The sequence below is a fragment of the Pseudomonas arabinosi genome (assembly GCF_047758675.1).
Lineage (GTDB): Bacteria > Pseudomonadota > Gammaproteobacteria > Pseudomonadales > Pseudomonadaceae > Aquipseudomonas > Aquipseudomonas arabinosi.
Map to the genome: position 1 here is coordinate 1,007,786 of NZ_CP180480.1, position 21,935 is coordinate 1,029,720.

At 54.1% G+C, this 21,935-nt stretch carries 15 protein-coding genes, 6 tRNA genes and 3 rRNA genes; 22 read left to right on the top strand and 2 right to left on the bottom strand.

Annotation, left to right across the window (positions count from 1 at the left end; genetic code table 11):
* The first annotated feature begins 62 nt into the window (after positions 1-62).
* Entirely contained in the window at positions 63-413 is a 351-nt protein-coding gene (erpA, locus tag ACMXYJ_RS04525; protein ID WP_007947969.1) for an iron-sulfur cluster insertion protein ErpA, read from the top strand.
* Positions 414-493: 80 nt separating this feature from the next.
* Here the strand turns inward: erpA and ACMXYJ_RS04530 are convergent, their stop codons facing one another.
* Together ACMXYJ_RS04530 and ACMXYJ_RS04535 are read right to left on the bottom strand one after the other, a co-directional pair.
* The gene (locus ACMXYJ_RS04530) at positions 494-1,585 is read right to left on the bottom strand and encodes an anhydro-N-acetylmuramic acid kinase (RefSeq protein ID WP_415758940.1); all 1,092 of its coding nucleotides are present in this window, start codon (positions 1,583-1,585) and stop codon (positions 494-496) included.
* A 3-nt stretch (positions 1,586-1,588) separates the two neighbouring features.
* The gene (locus tag ACMXYJ_RS04535; RefSeq protein ID WP_415758941.1) at positions 1,589-3,013 is read right to left on the bottom strand and encodes a peptidoglycan DD-metalloendopeptidase family protein; all 1,425 of its coding nucleotides are present in this window, start codon (positions 3,011-3,013) and stop codon (positions 1,589-1,591) included.
* Positions 3,014-3,225: 212 nt separating this feature from the next.
* On the opposite strand from ACMXYJ_RS04535, the gene tyrS reads away from it, so the two are divergent.
* The 21 genes from tyrS to rpoB all read left to right on the top strand — a co-directional run bounded on the left by tyrS (position 3,226) and on the right by rpoB (position 21,887).
* Positions 3,226-4,425 carry a tyrosine--tRNA ligase gene (gene tyrS / locus ACMXYJ_RS04540; RefSeq protein WP_415758942.1) on the top strand — a complete coding sequence of 400 codons (1,200 nt, stop codon included), beginning with the start codon at positions 3,226-3,228 and terminating at the stop codon, positions 4,423-4,425.
* Between the two features lie 495 nt (positions 4,426-4,920).
* Positions 4,921-6,459, top strand: a 16S ribosomal RNA gene (locus ACMXYJ_RS04545).
* An 83-nt stretch (positions 6,460-6,542) separates the two neighbouring features.
* Positions 6,543-6,619 (top strand) — tRNA-Ile (locus tag ACMXYJ_RS04550).
* A 27-nt stretch (positions 6,620-6,646) separates the two neighbouring features.
* Positions 6,647-6,722: transfer RNA gene (locus ACMXYJ_RS04555), tRNA-Ala, on the top strand.
* Between the two features lie 250 nt (positions 6,723-6,972).
* A 23S ribosomal RNA gene (locus ACMXYJ_RS04560) occupies positions 6,973-9,864 on the top strand.
* Positions 9,865-10,016: 152 nt separating this feature from the next.
* A 5S ribosomal RNA gene (gene rrf, locus ACMXYJ_RS04565) occupies positions 10,017-10,132 on the top strand.
* Together the 16S, 23S and 5S rRNA genes with 2 tRNA genes alongside form the textbook arrangement of a ribosomal RNA operon.
* A gap of 135 nt (positions 10,133-10,267) precedes the next feature.
* A complete protein-coding gene (birA, locus tag ACMXYJ_RS04570) occupies positions 10,268-11,227 on the top strand; it encodes a bifunctional biotin--[acetyl-CoA-carboxylase] ligase/biotin operon repressor BirA (RefSeq protein ID WP_415758943.1) in 960 nt (319 codons plus the stop codon).
* Entirely contained in the window at positions 11,217-11,966 is a 750-nt protein-coding gene (locus ACMXYJ_RS04575) for a pantothenate kinase (protein WP_415758944.1), read from the top strand. The genes birA and ACMXYJ_RS04575 overlap by 11 nt, the downstream gene beginning before the upstream one ends.
* 7 nt (positions 11,967-11,973) lie before the next feature.
* Complete coding sequence (locus ACMXYJ_RS04580) at positions 11,974-12,414, top strand: hypothetical protein (RefSeq protein ID WP_415758945.1); 441 nt, start codon at positions 11,974-11,976, stop codon at positions 12,412-12,414.
* 142 nt (positions 12,415-12,556) lie between these two features.
* Positions 12,557-12,641 (top strand) — tRNA-Tyr (locus ACMXYJ_RS04585).
* 23 nt (positions 12,642-12,664) lie between these two features.
* Positions 12,665-12,738 (top strand) — tRNA-Gly (locus tag ACMXYJ_RS04590).
* Between the two features lie 26 nt (positions 12,739-12,764).
* Positions 12,765-12,840: transfer RNA gene (locus ACMXYJ_RS04595), tRNA-Thr, on the top strand.
* Between the two features lie 84 nt (positions 12,841-12,924).
* Positions 12,925-14,118: an elongation factor Tu gene (tuf, locus tag ACMXYJ_RS04600; RefSeq protein WP_046047313.1), complete on the top strand. Its 1,194-nt coding sequence runs from the start codon at positions 12,925-12,927 to the stop codon at positions 14,116-14,118.
* Between the two features lie 53 nt (positions 14,119-14,171).
* Positions 14,172-14,247, top strand: a tRNA-Trp gene (locus tag ACMXYJ_RS04605).
* A gap of 45 nt (positions 14,248-14,292) precedes the next feature.
* Positions 14,293-14,661: a preprotein translocase subunit SecE gene (gene secE / locus ACMXYJ_RS04610; RefSeq protein ID WP_131062048.1), complete on the top strand. Its 369-nt coding sequence runs from the start codon at positions 14,293-14,295 to the stop codon at positions 14,659-14,661.
* Positions 14,662-14,670: 9 nt separating this feature from the next.
* On the top strand, positions 14,671-15,204 hold the full coding sequence (gene nusG / locus ACMXYJ_RS04615; protein ID WP_415758946.1) for a transcription termination/antitermination protein NusG: 534 nt from the start codon (positions 14,671-14,673) through the stop codon (positions 15,202-15,204).
* Between the two features lie 117 nt (positions 15,205-15,321).
* On the top strand, positions 15,322-15,753 hold the full coding sequence (gene rplK, locus ACMXYJ_RS04620) for a 50S ribosomal protein L11 (protein WP_003210097.1): 432 nt from the start codon (positions 15,322-15,324) through the stop codon (positions 15,751-15,753).
* Entirely contained in the window at positions 15,753-16,448 is a 696-nt protein-coding gene (gene rplA, locus ACMXYJ_RS04625) for a 50S ribosomal protein L1 (protein WP_007896626.1), read from the top strand. Before rplK ends, rplA begins: the two co-directional genes overlap by 1 nt.
* A 198-nt stretch (positions 16,449-16,646) precedes the next feature.
* Positions 16,647-17,147 carry a 50S ribosomal protein L10 gene (gene rplJ / locus ACMXYJ_RS04630; protein ID WP_008145489.1) on the top strand — a complete coding sequence of 167 codons (501 nt, stop codon included), beginning with the start codon at positions 16,647-16,649 and terminating at the stop codon, positions 17,145-17,147.
* An 80-nt stretch (positions 17,148-17,227) separates the two neighbouring features.
* Entirely contained in the window at positions 17,228-17,593 is a 366-nt protein-coding gene (gene rplL, locus ACMXYJ_RS04635; RefSeq protein ID WP_010467258.1) for a 50S ribosomal protein L7/L12, read from the top strand.
* Between the two features lie 220 nt (positions 17,594-17,813).
* On the top strand, positions 17,814-21,887 hold the full coding sequence (gene rpoB / locus ACMXYJ_RS04640) for a DNA-directed RNA polymerase subunit beta (RefSeq protein ID WP_149630379.1): 4,074 nt from the start codon (positions 17,814-17,816) through the stop codon (positions 21,885-21,887).
* Positions 21,888-21,935 lie beyond the last annotated feature (48 nt).

Consider the following 21,935-nt stretch of genomic DNA (forward strand, 5'->3'; position numbering starts at 1 on the left):
GGAGAAGCGGATAATGCGCGTCATCACGCATTATGGCGGCGTAACGCCGGGAGATAGTTAGCATGAGCGTCGAATCCTTCACCCCCACGGCTTTGCAATTCACCCACGGTGCCGCGCACAAGGTGAAGAGCCTGGTCGATGAAGAGGGGAATGATCGCTTGAAGCTGCGCGTATTCGTTACGGGCGGCGGTTGTTCAGGTTTTCAGTACGGCTTCACCTTCGATGAGGAAGTGGCCGATGACGACACCATTGTCGAGCGCGAAGGGGTGAGTCTGGTCGTTGATCCGATGAGCTTCCAGTACCTGGCAGGTGCCGAGGTGGATTATCAGGAAGGTCTGGAAGGTTCGCGCTTCGTGATCAAGAATCCGAACGCGAGCACCACGTGTGGCTGCGGCTCTTCGTTCTCGATCTGATCGCAAGTCACCGCATCACCAAGCGCCGCATGGCCTCAGGGCTCTGCGGCGTTTTGCTGTCTGGGATTTGGTATGGATGGTCAGGCAGGGTAAATGGCGCCAAGTACGCGCAGGCCGCGGGCGCCGGTGACGCTCGGGCGATTGGCTGCGATGCCTTCAAGGCAGCAATGGGCCAGCCAGGCGAAGGCCATGGCTTCGACCCAGTCCGGGTCTACACCGTAAGCCGCGGTGCTGCTGACATTGGTGTTCGGCAGCAAGCTGGCCAAGCGGTTCATCAGCGTGGCGTTGTGGGCGCCGCCGCCGCAGACCAACAGTTCCTGAGTATCTGATTGAGCGCTTTGCAGTGACTCGACGATGGTCAGGACGGTCAGTTCGAGCAGGGTTGCCTGTACATCTTCGGTGGCGAAGGTCGGCAGTTTCGATAGATGCTGTGTCAGCCATGGCAGGTTGAACACTTCGCGGCCGGTGCTCTTGGGGCCTTTGGTCACGAAAAATGGATCGCTCAGCAGTTCATTCAGCAGAACCGGTTCGACCTTGCCGCTGGCAGCCCATTGGCCATCGCGATCAAAGTTGTCTCCGCGTTGCTGGTGAATCCAGGCATCCAGCAGAACATTGCCCGGGCCACAGTCGAAGCCGGCTACCGGGTTGCCGGGCTCGATCAGGCTGAGGTTGCTGAATCCGCCAACGTTCAATACCGCGCGATTGCCTGCGCGTTCTTCAAACAACGCTTCGTGAAAGGCAGGGACCAGTGGGGCGCCTTGTCCGCCAGCCGCAACATCGCGGCTGCGAAAGTCGCTGACCACGGTGATGCCGGTCAACTCGGTCAGAAGGGCAGGGTTGCCAATCTGCACGGTGAAGCCGCGCGCCGGCTCGTGGCGAATGGTTTGGCCATGGCTGCCAATCGCACGAATGTCTTCGGGTTTCAGGTTTTGTTGGTCGAGAAGGGTATGAATGCCCTGCGCTGCCAGGGTTACCCAGTTTTGCTGGGCGATGGCAGAGCGGGCAATCTCATCCGGGCCGCTGGCGCACAAGCCAAGCAGCTCGGCGCGCAGGGATTCAGGCATTGGGGTGTAGTGCGTGGCGATCAGGTTGATAGCCGGAGTCAGCTCGATCAGCGCAATGTCCAGGCCATCAAGGCTGGTCCCGGACATCACACCTATATAGAACGTCATGGCTTAGCGCTTGCTCGAAGCTAGCTGCGTGGATTTCTCTTGATCCATGCGCGCCATCAGCGGTTGGCTCTGCGCGAGGAAACGTGCGCGTTCGGCTTTGGAGATCGGATCGGCCATCGCTACCTTTTGGCCTAGTGGGTCGACGTGCACGCCATTGACCTGGAACTCGTAATGCAAATGCGGTCCGGTGGAAAGTCCGGTGGTGCCGATGTAGCCGATTACCTGGCCTTGTTTGACGCTACTGCCAGTCTGCACGCCTTTGGCAAAGCCCTGCATGTGGCCGTACAGCGTACGGTAGGTATTGCCGTGCTGGATGATCACGGTGTTGCCGTAGCCGCCACGGCGACCGGCCAACAACACTTTGCCGTCGCCGGCAGCTTTGATTGGAGTGCCACGCGGCGCTGCATAGTCGACGCCTTTGTGAGCGCGGATCTTGTTCAGGATCGGATGCTTGCGGCCCATCGAGAATTTCGAGCTGATGCGGGCGAAGTCCACCGGGGTACGGATAAACGCCTTGCGCATGCTGTTGCCGTCAGCAGTGTAGTAGCTGCTGTTGCCTTGTTTATTGGTGTAACGCACGGCGGTGTAGGTCTTGCCGCGGTTAGTGAAGCGAGCGGAAAGGATCGGGCCATTGCCGACAGCCTTGCCGTTGACGACCTTCTGTTCGTAGATGACATCGAACTGGTCACCCTGGCGAATATCCTGGGCGAAGTCGACGTCATAGCCAAACACGCTGGCCATGTCCATGGTCAGGCTGTGGGACAAACCGGCGCGTGCAGCGGACTGCGACAGCGAGCTGTTGATCACGCCATGAACGTAGGCAGAGCGCACGGTTGGCTTGGCGGTAATGCGGTTGAATGCATAACCCTTGTCATTCTTGGTCAAGGTGATGCTTTCGACGTCGCTGACCTTGCTGTGCAGATTGGTCAGCTGACCATCGGGGCTCAGTTCGAATTCAAGTTTCTGGCCGTGTTTGAGTTGGCTGAACTGCTTGGCCTGCTTGTCACTGGCTAGCACTTCATGCACCGAAGCTGCTGGAAGCCCGACTTTCTCGAACAGTGTGGAGAGGGTATCGCCTTTAGAGACGATCACTTCCCTGTGGTTTGGAGACTTTTTTTCTTCGATCACAGGCGCCGGCGCGGGTGCGGCCTGAGCGGTTTCCTGGGGTTCTTCGGCGCTGTTTTCGATCTGCGCGAAAGGGGAAGCTGCTGGTTCATTTGTGGCCTGGACGGCCTCGGCAGCGTCTTGATCTTGTGTCAGTTGTTCAGCAGGGCTTTCCAGTTCAAGACTCAGGGTTGTCTTTTTGGCTTCAACATCACTGGAAGGAAATACCAGAAGCGCCAGGCTCAGAAGGGCTGCGATGCCACTTGCTGCGAGCAGGTGGGTCTTCGGGTAAAGCGGCGGCGCTTTAGACGATTCTTTGGTCATAGGTAATTTTTGACTTTGAAAAAGATGAATTGGAAAAGATGAATGACATGATGAAGATGAAATAACTGTATAAAATATAACCAAATCATCTCTGAAGCAAGTCCTCGAACGCTGTGTCCGTGGATTGGCGTCCGTGCGCCGGGCAAAACTTGTATTTGACGCGCGATCTTGTATGGTTGGTTCCCTTTGAATTCGAGCCTTGCGGGTCTGTTATGAAGTCGGTTGAAGAGCAGCTAGCGCTGATTAAACGTGGTGCGGAAGAACTGTTGGTCGAGTCCGAGCTGATCGAAAAGCTCAAGCGTGGCCAGCCGCTACGTATTAAGGCAGGCTTTGATCCGACTGCGCCGGATTTGCACCTGGGTCATACCGTGCTTATTAATAAGCTGCGCCAGTTCCAGGAGCTGGGGCATCAGGTGATCTTCCTTATAGGTGACTTCACCGGGATGATCGGCGATCCGAGCGGCAAGAGTGCGACACGTCCTCCTCTTACACGCGAGCAGGTTCTCGAAAATGCCGAGACCTACAAGACCCAGGTTTTCAAGATTCTTGATCCGGCGAAAACTGAAGTCGCGTTCAACTCCACATGGATGGATCAGATGGGGCCGGCCGACTTCATTCGTCTGACTTCGCAGTACACCGTAGCTCGCATGCTCGAGCGCGACGACTTCGACAAGCGCTACACAACCAATCAGCCAATTGCCATTCACGAGTTCCTCTATCCGCTGGTTCAGGGTTATGACTCGGTTGCTTTGCGCGCGGACGTCGAACTGGGTGGTACTGATCAGAAGTTCAACCTGTTGATGGGGCGTGAACTGCAGCGTGGATATGGTCAAGAGGCACAGTGCATTCTAACCATGCCGTTGCTCGAGGGTCTGGATGGCGTGAAGAAGATGTCCAAGTCCTTGGGCAACTACGTAGGTATTCAGGAAGCGCCGGGTGTGATGTACGGCAAGCTGGTTTCCATTCCGGATGCGTTGATGTGGCGCTATTTCGAACTGCTCAGCTTCCGCTCCATGGATGAGATCAATGCATTCCGTGCCGATGTCGAGTCGGGTGCCAATCCGCGTGATATCAAGATCAAGCTGGCCGAAGAAATTGTTGCGCGTTTCCATGGTGAAGAGGCTGCGGCCAATGCTCACCGTGCGGCGGGTAACCGCATGAAGGAAGGCGAGCTGCCGGATGATCTGCCAGAGATCGAATTGACTGCTAGTGAAGACATGCCAATCGCTGCTGTTCTTAATAAGGCCGGTCTGGTCAAGAACTCGGCTGTTGCTAGGGATCTTCTGGGTTCTGGTGGTGTGCGTATAGATGGCGAGGTTGTCGATCGCACCTTTATATATGTGCTGGGCGCGACCCATGTTTGCCAGGCCGGGAAGAAGGCGTTTGCGCGTATTACGCTCAAATCCGAATAAAGCTAAAATTAGGTGTTGACGGCAGATTCTGGAAGTCTATAATTCGCCCCACTTCCGGCGCAGTCGAAACGGAAAACTCCTTGGTAAACAAAGAGTTACGCGGTTTTCGGCAGTGAGTTGCTTCAGGTCATCGAAGCGCGAAAGGGGTTGAAAAAGAGGTGTTGACAGCAGCGAGTAACGCTGTAGAATTCGCCTCCCGCTAACGAGAGATCGAAAGCGCAAGTGGTTGAAGTTGCAAAGGAAACTTTGAAAACTTCGAAAAATAACCGCTTGACAGCAACAGGGGCTGCTGTAGAATGCGCGCCTCGGTTGAGACGAAAGATCTTAACCAACCGCTCTTTAACAACTGAATCAAGCAATTCGTGTGGGTGCTTGTGGAGTCAGACTGATAGTCAACAAGATTATCAGCATCACAAGTTACTCCGCGAGAAATCAAAGATGTAACCAGCGATTGCTGAGCCAAGTTTAGGGTTTCTTAAAAACCCAAAGATGTTTGAACTGAAGAGTTTGATCATGGCTCAGATTGAACGCTGGCGGCAGGCCTAACACATGCAAGTCGAGCGGCAGCACGGGTACTTGTACCTGGTGGCGAGCGGCGGACGGGTGAGTAATGCCTAGGAATCTGCCTGGTAGTGGGGGATAACGCTCGGAAACGGACGCTAATACCGCATACGTCCTACGGGAGAAAGCAGGGGACCTTCGGGCCTTGCGCTATCAGATGAGCCTAGGTCGGATTAGCTAGTTGGTGAGGTAATGGCTCACCAAGGCGACGATCCGTAACTGGTCTGAGAGGATGATCAGTCACACTGGAACTGAGACACGGTCCAGACTCCTACGGGAGGCAGCAGTGGGGAATATTGGACAATGGGCGAAAGCCTGATCCAGCCATGCCGCGTGTGTGAAGAAGGTCTTCGGATTGTAAAGCACTTTAAGTTGGGAGGAAGGGCATTAACCTAATACGTTGGTGTCTTGACGTTACCGACAGAATAAGCACCGGCTAACTCTGTGCCAGCAGCCGCGGTAATACAGAGGGTGCAAGCGTTAATCGGAATTACTGGGCGTAAAGCGCGCGTAGGTGGTTTGTTAAGTTGGATGTGAAATCCCCGGGCTCAACCTGGGAACTGCATTCAAAACTGACAAGCTAGAGTATGGTAGAGGGTGGTGGAATTTCCTGTGTAGCGGTGAAATGCGTAGATATAGGAAGGAACACCAGTGGCGAAGGCGACCACCTGGACTGATACTGACACTGAGGTGCGAAAGCGTGGGGAGCAAACAGGATTAGATACCCTGGTAGTCCACGCCGTAAACGATGTCAACTAGCCGTTGGGAGCCTTGAGCTCTTAGTGGCGCAGCTAACGCATTAAGTTGACCGCCTGGGGAGTACGGCCGCAAGGTTAAAACTCAAATGAATTGACGGGGGCCCGCACAAGCGGTGGAGCATGTGGTTTAATTCGAAGCAACGCGAAGAACCTTACCAGGCCTTGACATCCAATGAACTTTCCAGAGATGGATTGGTGCCTTCGGGAACATTGAGACAGGTGCTGCATGGCTGTCGTCAGCTCGTGTCGTGAGATGTTGGGTTAAGTCCCGTAACGAGCGCAACCCTTGTCCTTAGTTACCAGCACGTCATGGTGGGCACTCTAAGGAGACTGCCGGTGACAAACCGGAGGAAGGTGGGGATGACGTCAAGTCATCATGGCCCTTACGGCCTGGGCTACACACGTGCTACAATGGTCGGTACAGAGGGTTGCCAAGCCGCGAGGTGGAGCTAATCCCAGAAAACCGATCGTAGTCCGGATCGCAGTCTGCAACTCGACTGCGTGAAGTCGGAATCGCTAGTAATCGCGAATCAGAATGTCGCGGTGAATACGTTCCCGGGCCTTGTACACACCGCCCGTCACACCATGGGAGTGGGTTGCACCAGAAGTAGCTAGTCTAACCTTCGGGAGGACGGTTACCACGGTGTGATTCATGACTGGGGTGAAGTCGTAACAAGGTAGCCGTAGGGGAACCTGCGGCTGGATCACCTCCTTAATCGACGACATCAGCTGCTCCATAAGCTCCCACACGAATTGCTTGATTCATTGAAGAAGACGATAAAGAAGCAGCCCGAAATTGGGTCTGTAGCTCAGTTGGTTAGAGCGCACCCCTGATAAGGGTGAGGTCGGCAGTTCGAATCTGCCCAGACCCACCAATTTTGTGTGGGAACCTGTAGAAATACGGGGCCATAGCTCAGCTGGGAGAGCGCCTGCCTTGCACGCAGGAGGTCAACGGTTCGATCCCGTTTGGCTCCACCACTACTGCTTCTGTTTGTTGAAAGCTTAGAAATGAGCATTCCATCGTGATGATGGTGAATGTTGATTTCTAGTCTTTGGATTAGATCGTTCTTTAAAAATTTGGGTATGTGATAGAAAGATAGACTGGACAACACTTTCACTGGTGTTGGATCAGGCTAAGGTAAAATTTGTGAGTTGCTCTTAATTGAGTATTATCGAATTTTCGGCGAATGTCGTCTTCACAGTATAACCAGATTGCTTGGGGTTATATGGTCAAGTGAAGAAGCGCATACGGTGGATGCCTTGGCAGTCAGAGGCGATGAAAGACGTGGTAGCCTGCGAAAAGCTTCGGGGAGTCGGCAAACAGACTTTGATCCGGAGATGTCTGAATGGGGGAACCCAGCCATCATAAGATGGTTATCTTAAGCTGAATACATAGGCTTAAGAGGCGAACCAGGGGAACTGAAACATCTAAGTACCCTGAGGAAAAGAAATCAACCGAGATTCCCTTAGTAGTGGCGAGCGAACGGGGACTAGCCCTTAAGTGGCTTTGAGATTAGCGGAACGCTCTGGAAAGTGCGGCCATAGTGGGTGATAGCCCTGTACGCGAAAATCTCTTAGTCATGAAATCGAGTAGGACGGAGCACGAGAAACTTTGTCTGAATATGGGGGGACCATCCTCCAAGGCTAAATACTACTGACTGACCGATAGTGAACTAGTACCGTGAGGGAAAGGCGAAAAGAACCCCGGAGAGGGGGGTGAAATAGATCCTGAAACCGTATGCGTACAAGCAGTGGGAGCCCACTTTGTTGGGTGACTGCGTACCTTTTGTATAATGGGTCAGCGACTTATTTTCAGTGGCGAGCTTAACCGAATAGGGGAGGCGTAGCGAAAGCGAGTCTTAATAGGGCGTCTAGTCGCTGGGAATAGACCCGAAACCGGGCGATCTATCCATGGGCAGGTTGAAGGTTGGGTAACACTAACTGGAGGACCGAACCGACTACCGTTGAAAAGTTAGCGGATGACCTGTGGATCGGAGTGAAAGGCTAATCAAGCTCGGAGATAGCTGGTTCTCCTCGAAAGCTATTTAGGTAGCGCCTCATGTATCACTGTAGGGGGTAGAGCACTGTTTCGGCTAGGGGGTCATCCCGACTTACCAAACCGATGCAAACTCCGAATACCTACAAGTGCCGAGCATGGGAGACACACGGCGGGTGCTAACGTCCGTCGTGAAAAGGGAAACAACCCAGACCGTCAGCTAAGGTCCCAAAGTTATGGTTAAGTGGGAAACGATGTGGGAAGGCTTAGACAGCTAGGAGGTTGGCTTAGAAGCAGCCACCCTTTAAAGAAAGCGTAATAGCTCACTAGTCGAGTCGGCCTGCGCGGAAGATGTAACGGGGCTCAAACCATACACCGAAGCTACGGGTATCACTTAGGTGATGCGGTAGAGGAGCGTTCTGTAAGCCTGTGAAGGTGAGTTGAGAAGCTTGCTGGAGGTATCAGAAGTGCGAATGCTGACATGAGTAACGACAATGGGTGTGAAAAACACCCACGCCGAAAGACCAAGGTTTCCTGCGCAACGTTAATCGACGCAGGGTTAGTCGGTCCCTAAGGCGAGGCTGAAAAGCGTAGTCGATGGAAAACAGGTTAATATTCCTGTACTTCTGGTTATTGCGATGGAGGGACGGAGAAGGCTAGGCCAGCTTGGCGTTGGTTGTCCAAGTTTAAGGTGGTAGGCTGGAATCTTAGGTAAATCCGGGATTCTAAGGCCGAGAGCTGATGACGAGTTACCCTTTGGGTGACGAAGTGGTTGATGCCATGCTTCCAAGAAAAGCTTCTAAGCTTCAGGTAACCAGGAACCGTACCCCAAACCGACACAGGTGGTTGGGTAGAGAATACCAAGGCGCTTGAGAGAACTCGGGTGAAGGAACTAGGCAAAATGGCACCGTAACTTCGGGAGAAGGTGCGCCGGTGAGGGTGAAGCATTTACTGCGTAAGCCCATGCCGGTCGAAGATACCAGGCCGCTGCGACTGTTTATTAAAAACACAGCACTCTGCAAACACGAAAGTGGACGTATAGGGTGTGACGCCTGCCCGGTGCCGGAAGGTTAATTGATGGGGTTAGCTAACGCGAAGCTCTTGATCGAAGCCCCGGTAAACGGCGGCCGTAACTATAACGGTCCTAAGGTAGCGAAATTCCTTGTCGGGTAAGTTCCGACCTGCACGAATGGCGTAACGATGGCGGCGCTGTCTCCACCCGAGACTCAGTGAAATTGAAATCGCTGTGAAGATGCAGTGTATCCGCGGCTAGACGGAAAGACCCCGTGAACCTTTACTATAGCTTTGCACTGGACTTTGAATTTGCTTGTGTAGGATAGGTGGGAGGCTTTGAAGCGTGGACGCCAGTTCGCGTGGAGCCAACCTTGAAATACCACCCTGGCAACTTTGAGGTTCTAACTCAGGTCCGTTATCCGGATCGAGGACAGTGTATGGTGGGTAGTTTGACTGGGGCGGTCTCCTCCTAAAGAGTAACGGAGGAGTACGAAGGTGCGCTCAGACCGGTCGGAAATCGGTCGTAGAGTATAAAGGCAAAAGCGCGCTTGACTGCGAGACAGACACGTCGAGCAGGTACGAAAGTAGGTCTTAGTGATCCGGTGGTTCTGTATGGAAGGGCCATCGCTCAACGGATAAAAGGTACTCCGGGGATAACAGGCTGATACCGCCCAAGAGTTCATATCGACGGCGGTGTTTGGCACCTCGATGTCGGCTCATCACATCCTGGGGCTGAAGCCGGTCCCAAGGGTATGGCTGTTCGCCATTTAAAGTGGTACGCGAGCTGGGTTTAGAACGTCGTGAGACAGTTCGGTCCCTATCTGCCGTGGACGTTTGAGATTTGAGAGGGGCTGCTCCTAGTACGAGAGGACCGGAGTGGACGAACCTCTGGTGTTCCGGTTGTCACGCCAGTGGCATTGCCGGGTAGCTATGTTCGGAATAGATAACCGCTGAAAGCATCTAAGCGGGAAACTAGCCTCAAGATGAGATCTCACTGGGACCTTGAGTCCCCTGAAGGGCCGTCGAAGACTACGACGTTGATAGGTTGGGTGTGTAAGCGCTGTGAGGCGTTGAGCTAACCAATACTAATTGCCCGTGAGGCTTGACCATATAACACCCAAGCAATTTGCGTCGAAAGGCCAGATTGCGGTGTGTGAAGACGAAACGAACCGAAAGTTCGAGATACTCACAAAACACCCAACTATCGCATACCCATTCGCTGGAGCGTGAACCGAAAGGTAAACGACCTGGCTACCGAATTTCTTGACGACCATAGAGCATTGGAACCACCTGATCCCATCCCGAACTCAGCAGTGAAACGATGCATCGCCGATGGTAGTGTGGGGTTTCCCCATGTGAGAGTAGGTCATCGTCAAGATTAAATTCCGAAACCCCTATCTGCGTATGCAGGTAGGGGTTTTGTTTTGTCCGCAGGAAAACTGCTCTGTAGGGTTTCTATGCAATGGCGCGGGGCATGGCTATCATGCGGGCCTCATTGTGAGGCGAGACTTGCATGCTGACATTGTTAAAGCTTCTTAAAGATGGCCGATTTCATTCGGGCCAGGCCTTGGGCGTCGCCTTGGGTGTCAGTCGTAGTGCCGTTTGGAAGCAGCTTCAGCATTTAGAGGCTGAGCTGGGGTTATCCATTCATAAGGTGCGGGGGCGCGGCTATCAACTGGCTGCGCCATTGACGCTGCTTGATCCTGTCGAGATAAGAGAGCAGGCGCCTTCTTGTGATTGGCCCATCCTGGTTTTCGATTCAATTGACTCCACTAATGCCGAGGCTTTGCGCGCCATAGAGCGGGGGCAGGCGGCACCCTTTCTGGTGCTTGCCGAACGGCAAACTGCAGGACGCGGGCGGCGTGGACGTAAATGGGCGAGTCCATTCGCGGAAAACATCTATTACAGCCTCGTGTTACGTATTGAAGGTGGGATGCGTCAGCTGGAAGGCTTGAGTCTTGTTGTTGGGCTCGCCGTCATGCAGGCCCTGCGTGAGCTGGGTATTTCGGGGGCTGGATTGAAGTGGCCAAACGATGTTCTGGTTGGTCAGAAGAAGATCGCCGGGATATTGCTCGAGCTGGTGGGAGATCCTGCTGATGTGTGTCACGTTGTGCTGGGTGTGGGAATTAATGTGAACATGCAGATTACCGATGAGGTAGATCAGCAGTGGACGTCCATGCGGCTAGAGTCGGGCAGGGTGTTTGATCGAAATCACTTGGTCGGAGAGTTGGGCGCGATGCTCCAGGCATATCTGTCTCGTCATCAAGTCGACGGATTTTCAGCTATCCAGGCAGAGTGGGAGCAAAATCATCTCTGGCAGGGGCGGGCCGTGTCGTTGATCGCAGGTGTTAACCATATAGATGGCGAAGTGCTGGGTATTGATAGTCAGGGTGCCCTGCGCTTGAAGGTGGGTGGTGTGGAAAAAGTCTTTAGTGGTGGTGAGCTCAGTCTGAGGTTGCGTGATGATTCTTGAGCTCGACTGCGGAAACAGTTTTATCAAGTGGCGTGTGCTCGACGCGGATGTTCGGCGGGTGGTTGGCGAGGGCGTCGTTGATTCGGATCTTGCTTTGTTGGAGAGCTTGAAAGCGCTTAAGGGGCTCGCCCTCAAGTTTTGTCGGTTGGTCAGTGTCAGGACCGCCGAAGAAACCAGTGCACTGATTTCTCTGCTGACAGAAGCTTTTGGTGTGTCGGTGGTATGTGCAGCGCCGTCCCGCGAAATGTCCGGGGTTCGTAATGGTTATGAGGAGTTCGAGCGGTTAGGGCTTGACCGTTGGCTGGCGATGCTTGGGGGGTTCCAGCTGGCTTCGGGTGCTTGCCTTGTGCTTGATTTTGGTACGGCTGTTACCGCGGACTTCATCTCTAGGGATGGAGAGCACCTCGGAGGGTTCATATGCCCGGGAATGCCTCTGATGCGAAACCAATTGCGTACCCATACCCGTAGAATTCGTTATGGCGATCTAGCAGCTGAGCGCGCTCTGGAACGTCTCGTTCCTGGTCGGACAACTGTCGAAGCGGTCGAGCGGGGGTGCTCGTTGATGCTGAGAGGCTTTGTCCTGACACAGCTAGAGTTGGCACGTAGCTATTGGGGGGATGATTTTGCGGTGTTCCTCACTGGAGGAGATGCAGGCCTGGTTTCCGAGATCGTGCCTGAGGCCAGGGTGGTTCCTGATCTGGTGTTTGTAGGTTTGGCTATGGCGTGTCCCTTGTCGTGAGGTTTTTATGCGTTGGTTGTTTTTGCTGCTGCTTGTTCTCAATGTGTTCTATTACATCTGGCACCAACAAGAGGCTCCTCTGCGTGCGAAGGATGTAACCCCTTTGAATTTGTATAGGGGTTCGCAGCAGGATATTCGCTTGTTGAGTGAAACGACTGACGCGGCTCGTGATAAAGGAAAGCCTTCCCAGGCAGACGATGGATGTCTCTATCTTGGCGGTTTTACTCGTCAGGAGGCGGCTCAGGCGGTTGAGCGGCGATTGAGTGGCATGGAAATCAAGTTTGAGTCCTTGCTGAGGCCCCCTGCCGAGTCGGATGGTTACTGGGTGCGTGTGGCACCAGAAAGCCGGCGTTGGCTGGATGACTCGCAGCTGAAAAACCTTTCTAGAGAATTCAATGAGTTAAAACATAAAATAATGCCGTGCGAGGGGGTTGCACCCGCCGAATAGTTTGCATAGAATGGCGCCCGCTTCGCAGTGAAGACCTTTAACGGCTAACACCGCAAAGTGATGTCAACGCAGCTAACCTCAGGTTTTTAATGAGAAAATGCTTGACAGAAGGCTGGCATGATATAGAATGCCGGCTCGCTTAGGAGGGGTTCCCGAGCGGCCAAAGGGATCAGACTGTAAATCTGACGTCTACGACTTCGAAGGTTCGAATCCTTCCCCCTCCACCATTTTTAGCGAGAGCTGCAAGCTCGCGGGTATAGTTTAGTGGTAGAACCTCAGCCTTCCAAGCTGATGATGCGGGTTCGATTCCCGCTACCCGCTCCAAGTTTGCAGATCCTGCATAGCGTTACGCTCTTGTAGCTCAGTTGGTAGAGCACACCCTTGGTAAGGGTGAGGTCAGCGGTTCAAATCCGCTCAAGAGCTCCATATAACAAGGCAGATATGAAAATATCTGCCTTTGTTTTAATGGCTTGTTTGGCTTGCTCAATTCTTCTCCTAGGGGTGATTTTGATGGCTAAGGAAAAGTTCGAACGTAATAAGCCGCACGTCAACGTTGGTACCATTGGTCACGTCGATCACGGTAAAACTACTCTGACTGCTGCTTTGACCCGCGTCTGCTCCGAGGTTTTCGGTTCGGCAAAGGTTGACTTCGACAAGATCGATAGCGCCCCTGAAGAAAAAGCTCGTGGTATTACCATCAACACGGCTCATGTTGAGTACGATTCGGCTGCGCGTCACTACGCACACGTTGACTGTCCAGGTCACGCCGACTACGTAAAAAACATGATTACCGGTGCTGCTCAGATGGATGGTGCGATTCTGGTTTGCTCGGCCGCTGATGGTCCGATGCCGCAAACCCGTGAGCACATCCTTTTGTCCCGGCAGGTTGGCGTTCCGTACATTGTTGTCTTCCTGAACAAGGCTGACATGGTCGATGATGCCGAGCTGCTGGAGTTGGTTGAGATGGAAGTGCGCGACCTGCTGAGCACTTATGATTTCCCGGGTGATGACACTCCGATCATCATTGGTTCGGCGCTGATGGCGCTGAATGGTCAAGACGACAACGAGATGGGTACTACTGCCGTCAAGAAGTTGGTCGAGACTCTGGATAGCTACATTCCGCAGCCTGAGCGTGCTATTGATAAGCCGTTCCTGATGCCGATCGAGGATGTTTTCTCGATCTCCGGTCGCGGTACTGTTGTGACTGGTCGTGTTGAGCGTGGCATTGTCCGCATTCAGGAAGAAGTTGAGATTGTTGGTCTTCGTGACACTGTCAAAACTACTTGCACTGGTGTTGAGATGTTCCGCAAGCTGCTCGACGAAGGTCGTGCTGGCGAGAACTGCGGTGTGCTGCTGCGTGGTACTAAGCGTGATGATGTTGAGCGTGGCCAGGTTCTGGTCAAGCCGGGCACTGTCAAGCCGCATACCAAGTTCACAGCTGAAGTTTACGTTCTGAGCAAGGAAGAGGGTGGTCGTCATACGCCATTCTTCAAAGGCTACCGTCCACAGTTCTACTTCCGGACCACCGATGTGACCGGTAACTGCGAACTGCCGGAAGGCGTTGAGATGGTGATGCCAGGTGATAACGTCCAGATGACGGTCACTCTGATCAAAACCATCGCAATGGAGGATGGTCTGCGTTTCGCCATTCGTGAAGGCGGTCGTACCGTCGGTGCTGGTGTCGTTGCTAAGGTTATCGAGTAAGTTGTTGTAATGTCTTTTTCGGGCCGGCATAATGGTCGGCCTGATTTTGTTTTAGGTCAGTAGCTCAATTGGCAGAGCGACGGTCTCCAAAACCGTAGGTTGGGGGTTCGATTCCCTCCTGACCTGCCAGATTCACTTGGTGTGTCTGGCTTTCTTTTCACAGGATCTTCATAGATGACTCCTAAAGCTGAAGCTCAAGGCTCTCGCTTCGATCTGCTCAAGTGGCTAGTAGTAGTTGCTTTGGTGATTGTTGGCGTTGTTGGCAATCAGTATTACTCTGCTTCGCCGATCCTGTACCGCGTACTTGCTTTGCTCGCCATTGCTGCTGTAGCTGCCTTTGTAGGCCTGCAGACGGTCAAGGGCAAGTCTTTCTTTGTACTGGTTAAGGAAGCTCGCACCGAGATTCGTAAAGTCGTATGGCCAACTCGCCAAGAAACCACGCAGACCACGTTGATTGTAGTGGCTGTTGTTCTGGTTATGGCGTTGCTGTTGTGGGGGCTTGATTCCCTGCTCGGCTGGCTTGTTTCCTTGATTGTCGGCTAAGGGTGTCCCGTGGCTAAGCGTTGGTACGTTGTGCATGCTTACTCCGGTTACGAGAAGCATGTCATGCGCTCGTTGGTAGAGCGCGTAAAGCTGGCTGGCATGGAAGAAGGCTTCGGCGAAATTCTGGTTCCCACTGAAGAAGTGGTTGAAATGCGTAATGGCCAGAAACGCAAAAGCGAGCGCAAGTTCTTCCCAGGTTATGTGCTGGTTCAGATGGACATGAATGAGGGTACTTGGCACTTGGTCAAGGATACTCCTCGGGTGATGGGCTTTATCGGCGGTACTGCGGATAAGCCTGCACCTATCACAGATAAAGAGGCAGAAGCAATTCTGCGTCGCGTTGCTGATGGTAGCGACAAGCCGAAGCCGAAGACGTTGTTCGAGCCAGGTGAGTCGGTGCGTGTCAACGACGGTCCGTTTGCCGACTTTACCGGCACGGTCGAAGAAGTTAACTACGAGAAGAGCCGGATCCAAGTGGCAGTGCTCATTTTCGGTCGCTCTACTCCGGTAGAGCTAGAGTTCAGCCAGGTCGAAAAAGTCTAGCTGAGCAAGCATCCCAACCCCGCAGCCCTAGGCTGTGGGGTTTTGTCGTCACTGGGATAAACGCGCAAGTAACCGGGGAGCCTTTCGAGGCGTTCGAACCCGTAATTGGAGTGCCTCATGGCCAAGAAGATTACCGCTTACATCAAGCTGCAAGTGAAGGCCGCTCAGGCTAACCCAAGCCCACCTGTTGGTCCTGCTCTGGGTCAGCACGGCGTGAACATCATGGAATTCTGCAAGGCTTTCAACGCCCGTACTCAGGGTATTGAGCCAGGTCTGCCGACTCCAGTGATCATCACTGTCTACAGCGACCGTAGCTTCACTTTCGAAACCAAATCCACGCCTGCTTCGGTTCTGCTGAAGAAAGCTGCTGGTCTGACTAGCGGTTCCGCTCGTCCGAACACAGTTAAGGTTGGCACCGTTACCCGTGCTCAGCTGGAAGAAATCGCGAAAACCAAAAACGCGGATCTGACTGCAGCTGATATGGACGCGGCCGTGCGTACTATCGCCGGTTCTGCTCGTAGCATGGGCCTTAACGTGGAGGGTGTGTAATGGCTAAGTTGACCAAGCGTCAAAAGGCTATCGCCGGCAAAATCGAAGCAGGCAAGTCCTACAACTTTGTAGACGCTGCTGCTCTGCTGGCTGAGCTGTCGACCGTCAAGTTCAGCGAGTCGTTCGACGTTGCTGTAAACTTGGGTGTTGACCCGCGTAAATCCGACCAGGTCGTTCGTAGCGCTACTGTGCTGCCACACGGCACTGGCAAGACCGTTCGCGTTGCTGTGTTCACCCAGGGTCCAGCTGCTGAGGCCGCTTTGGCTGCCGGCGCTGACCGTGTAGGTATGGACGATCTGGCTGCCGAAATGAAAGGCGGCGACCTGAACTATGACGTAGTTATCGCATCCCCGGATGCAATGCGCGTTGTTGGTCAGTTGGGTCAGATCCTGGGCCCACGTGGCCTGATGCCTAACCCTAAAGTCGGCACCGTAACGCCAGACGTAGCTACCGCGGTTAAGAACGCCAAGGCTGGTCAGGTTCGTTATCGCACCGACAAAAACGGCATCATCCACACCTCCGTTGGCAAGGTTGGCTTCGACGCCGTCAAGCTGAAGGAAAACGTTGAAGCCCTGATCGCTGATCTGAAGCGTATCAAGCCAGCTTCCTCGAAAGGTATTTACGTCAAGCGCGTTACCCTGAGCACCACCATGGGTCCAGGTCTGGTCATCGACCAAGGCTCGCTCGACGCGTAAGACAAAGATTGGCGCAAGCGATTGCGCCAATTGAAAGATTGGGGTCCCTGCCTGGCGGGGGCTATCCAAGACCGTAGGCGGCGCAAGTCTTAAACCTCAAGCCTACGCAGATGGTGCTCCCGGTTCCTTACCGAATCAGACACCAAAACGACATCTGGCCTCGGTTGGATGAAACGGTAACAAGCAGGAGTTTTTCCCGTGGCAATTAAACTTGAAGACAAGAAGGCCATCGTCGCTGAAGTCAACAAGGCTGCCCAAGTTGCTCTGTCCGCTGTCGTGGCTGATGCCCGTGGCGTAACAGTAGGCGCTATGACCGGACTCCGTAAAGAGGCTCGTGAAGCTGGCGTTTACGTACGTGTTGTACGTAACACCCTGCTCAAGCGCGCCGTTGCTGGCACTCAATATGACGTGCTCAACGACGTGTTCACCGGCCCGACCTTGATTGCATTCTCCAAAGATCATCCGGGCGCTGCTGCTCGTATCTTCAAAGAGTTCGCAAAAGGTCAGGATAAGTTCGAGATCAAGGCAGCTGCGTTCGAGGGCAAGTTCCTCGCAGCTAATCAGATCGACGTACTGGCAAGCCTGCCGACCCGTGACGAAGCAATTTCTCAGCTGATGAGCGTGATTCAAGGCGCAACCAGCAAATTGGCTCGTACTCTGGCGGCTCTTCGCGACCAGAAAGAAGCTGCTGCAGCCTAAGGCTGAGCGACTCCTTTCAGCGTTTATTGTTTATTTCGATGGCCGCGTAGGCTGTCACCCCAATACAGGAATTTATAGTCATGTCTCTGACTAACGACCAAATCATCGAAGCAATCGGCGAAAAATCCGTTCTGGAAATCGTTGAGCTGATCAAGGCCATGGAAGAGAAGTTCGGCGTTTCCGCTGCCGCTGCTTCCGCTGGTCCAGCTGCTGTCGCTGCCGTTGTTGAAGAACAAACTGAATTCAACGTCATGCTGCTGGAAGCTGGCGAGAAGAAAGTTAACGTGATCAAGGCAGTACGTGAACTGACCGGTCTGGGCTTGAAAGAAGCCAAGGCTGTAGTTGACGGCGCTCCTGGCATGGTTCTGGAAGCTGTTTCGAAAGACGCAGCTGACAAAGCCAAAGCCACTCTGGAAGAAGCAGGCGCTAAAGTCGAGCTGAAGTAAGCATCGACTTTGCGTCTCCAGCCCGAGCGTTAAGCGAAAGGCTGATGGCTGGTGGCTCTTGCCACCGGCCTTTTTCCGTTATTGGCAGCCGACTGGGTCGGTGCTGGTAACGAGCTGTAACCACCCGATGCGGTGGAGCAAACCATGGGGTTTGCACGATTTTCTGGCTGCTCCCGTCGGGAGGGGCCAAACAAGCAGGTGACCAAGCTGGGGAACGCTGATGGCTTACTCATATACTGAGAAAAAACGTATCCGCAAGGACTTTAGCAAGTTGCCGGACGTCATGGATGTGCCGTACCTCCTGGCCATCCAGCTGGATTCGTATCGTGAATTCTTGCAAGCGGGAGCGACTAAAGATCAGTTCCGCGACGTGGGCCTGCATGCGGCCTTCAAATCCGTTTTCCCGATCATCAGCTACTCCGGCAATGCTGCGCTGGAGTACGTCGGTTATCGCCTGGGCGAACCGGCATTTGATGTCAAAGAATGCGTATTGCGCGGTGTAACTTACGCCGTACCTTTGCGGGTAAAAGTGCGCCTGATCATTTTCGACAAAGAATCGTCGAACAAAGCGATCAAGGACATCAAAGAGCAAGAAGTCTACATGGGTGAAATCCCCCTGATGACTGAGAACGGTACCTTCGTAATCAACGGTACCGAGCGTGTAATCGTTTCCCAGCTGCACCGTTCCCCGGGCGTGTTCTTCGACCACGACCGTGGCAAGACGCACAGCTCCGGTAAACTGTTGTACTCGGCGCGTATCATTCCTTACCGCGGTTCGTGGTTGGACTTCGAGTTCGACCCGAAAGACTGCGTATTCGTGCGTATCGACCGTCGTCGCAAGCTGCCTGCATCGGTACTGCTGCGCGCGCTCGGCTATACCACTGAAGAAGTGCTCGACGCGTTCTACACCACCAACGTATTCCATGTGCAGGGCGAAAGCATCAGCCTGGAATTGGTGCCTCAGCGCCTGCGTGGTGAAATCGCTGTTATCGATATTCTCGATGACAAGGGCAAGGTTATTGTCGAGCAGGGTCGTCGTATCACCGCTCGTCACATCAACCAGCTGGAAAAAGCCGGGATCAAAGAGTTGGTTATGCCTCTGGACTACGTCCTGGGTCGCACTACCGCCAAGGTCATCGTGCATCCGGCAACCGGCGAAATCCTGGCAGAGTGCAACACCGAACTGAACACCGAGATCCTGGCCAAAATCGCCAAGTCCCAGGTTGTTCGCATCGAAACTCTGTACACCAACGATATCGACTGCGGTCCGTTCGTCTCCGACACTCTGAAGATCGACTCCACCAGCAACCAATTGGAAGCGCTGGTCGAGATCTATCGCATGATGCGTCCAGGCGAGCCACCAACCAAAGACGCTGCCGAGACTCTGTTCAACAACCTGTTCTTCAGCCCTGAGCGCTATGACCTGTCTGCGGTCGGCCGGATGAAGTTCAACCGTCGTATCGGTCGTACCGAGATCGAAGGTTCGGGCGTGTTGTGCAAAGAAGACATCGTTGCGGTGCTGAAGACTCTGGTCGACATCCGTAACGGTAAAGGCATCGTCGATGACATCGACCACCTGGGTAACCGTCGTGTTCGCTGTGTAGGCGAAATGGCCGAGAACCAGTTCCGCGTTGGCCTGGTACGTGTTGAGCGTGCGGTCAAAGAGCGTCTGTCGATGGCTGAAAGCGAAGGCCTGATGCCGCAAGACCTGATCAACGCGAAGCCAGTGGCTGCGGCGGTGAAAGAGTTCTTCGGTTCCAGCCAGCTTTCCCAGTTCATGGACCAGAACAACCCGCTGTCCGAGATCACCCACAAGCGTCGTGTTTCTGCACTCGGCCCTGGCGGTTTGACTCGTGAGCGTGCTGGCTTTGAAGTTCGTGACGTACACCCGACTCACTACGGTCGTGTATGCCCGATTGAAACGCCGGAAGGTCCGAACATCGGTCTGATCAACTCCCTGGCCGCTTATGCGCGCACCAACCAGTACGGCTTCCTTGAGAGCCCGTACCGTGTGGTGAAAGACGCTCTGGTCACCGACGAGATCGTGTTCCTGTCCGCCATCGAAGAAGCTGATCACGTGATCGCTCAGGCTTCGGCCACGATGAACGACAAGAAAATGCTGATCGACGAGCTGGTAGCTGTTCGTCACTTGAACGAGTTCACCGTCAAGGCGCCGGAAGACGTCACCTTGATGGACGTTTCTCCGAAGCAGGTAGTTTCGGTTGCAGCGTCGCTGATCCCGTTCCTCGAGCACGATGACGCCAACCGTGCGTTGATGGGTTCGAACATGCAGCGTCAAGCTGTACCAACCCTGCGCGCTGACAAGCCGCTGGTCGGTACTGGCATGGAGCGTAACGTAGCTCGTGACTCCGGCGTTTGCGTCGTGGCTCGTCGTGGTGGCGTTATCGATTCCGTCGACGCCAGCCGTATCGTGGTTCGTGTTGCTGATGATGAAGTTGAAACCGGTGAAGCTGGTGTCGACATCTACAACCTGACCAAATACACCCGCTCCAACCAGAACACCTGCATCAACCAGCGTCCGCTGGTGCGTAAAGGTGATCGGGTACAGCGTAGCGACATCATGGCTGACGGCCCGTCCACCGACATGGGTGAACTGGCGCTGGGTCAGAACATGCGCATCGCGTTCATGGCCTGGAACGGTTACAACTTCGAAGACTCCATCTGCCTGTCGGAACGAGTTGTTCAAGAAGACCGCTTTACCACGATCCACATTCAGGAACTGACCTGTGTGGCACGTGACACCAAGCTTGGGCCAGAGGAAATCACTGCAGACATCCCTAACGTGGGTGAAGCTGCACTGAACAAGCTGGACGAAGCCGGTATCGTTTACGTAGGTGCTGAAGTTGGCGCAGGCGACATCCTGGTTGGTAAGGTCACTCCGAAAGGCGAGACCCAGCTGACTCCGGAAGAAAAACTGCTGCGTGCCATCTTCGGTGAAAAAGCCAGCGACGTTAAAGACACTTCCCTGCGCGTGCCTACCGGCACCAAGGGTACCGTTATCGACGTACAGGTCTTCACCCGCGACGGCGTTGAGCGTGATGCTCGTGCACTGTCGATCGAGAAGACTCAACTCGACGAGATCCGCAAGGACCTGAACGAAGAGTTCCGTATCGTTGAAGGCGCAACTTTCGAACGTCTGCGTTCCGCTCTGGTCGGCCACAAAGCCGAAGGCGGCGCCGGTCTGAAGAAAGGTCAGGAAATCACCGACGAAGTTCTCGACGGTCTTGAGCATGGTCAGTGGTTCAAACTGCGCATGGCTGAAGATGCTCTGAACGAGCAGCTCGAGAAGGCTCAGGCCTACATCGTTGATCGCCGCCGTCTGCTGGACGACAAGTTCGAAGACAAGAAGCGCAAACTGCAGCAGGGCGATGACCTGGCTCCAGGCGTGCTGAAAATCGTCAAGGTTTACCTGGCAATCCGTCGCCGCATCCAGCCGGGCGACAAGATGGCCGGTCGTCACGGTAACAAAGGTGTGGTCTCCGTGATCATGCCGGTTGAAGACATGCCGCACGATGCCAATGGCACCCCGGTCGACGTCGTCCTCAACCCGTTGGGCGTACCTTCGCGTATGAACGTTGGTCAGATCCTTGAAACCCACCTGGGCCTCGCGGCTAAAGGCTTGGGCGAGAAGATCAACCGGATGATCGAAGAGCAGCGCAAAGTCGCTGAGCTTCGTAAATTCCTCGACGAGATCTACAACCAGATCGGCGGTCGTAACGAAGATCTGGATAGCTTCTCCGACCAGGAAATCCTGGACCTGGCGAAGAACCTGCGTGGCGGCGTTCCAATGGCCACTCCAGTGTTCGACGGCGCCAAGGAAAGCGAAATCAAGGCCATGCTGAAACTGGCAGACCTGCCAGAAAGCGGCCAGATGCAGCTGACCGACGGCCGTACCGGCAACAAGTTCGAGCGCCCGGTTACTGTTGGCTACATGTACATGCTGAAGCTGAACCACTTGGTAGACGACAAGATGCACGCTCGTTCTACCGGTTCGTACAGCCTGGTTACCCAGCAGCCGCTGGGTGGTAAGGCACAGTTCGGTGGTCAGCGTTTCGGGGAGATGGAGGTCTGGGCACTGGAAGCATACGGTGCCGCTTACACTCTGCAAGAAATGCTCACAGTGAAGTCGGACGATGTGAACGGCCGTACCAAGATGTACAAAAACATCGTGGATGGCGATCACCGTATGGAGCCGGGCATGCCCGAGTCCTTCAACGTGTTGATCAAGGAAATTCGTTCCCTCGGCATCGATATCGATCTGGAAACCGAATAACACGTGACGCGAATCGAGAGCGGGGCAGGATTGCCCGCTCTCTGCTCC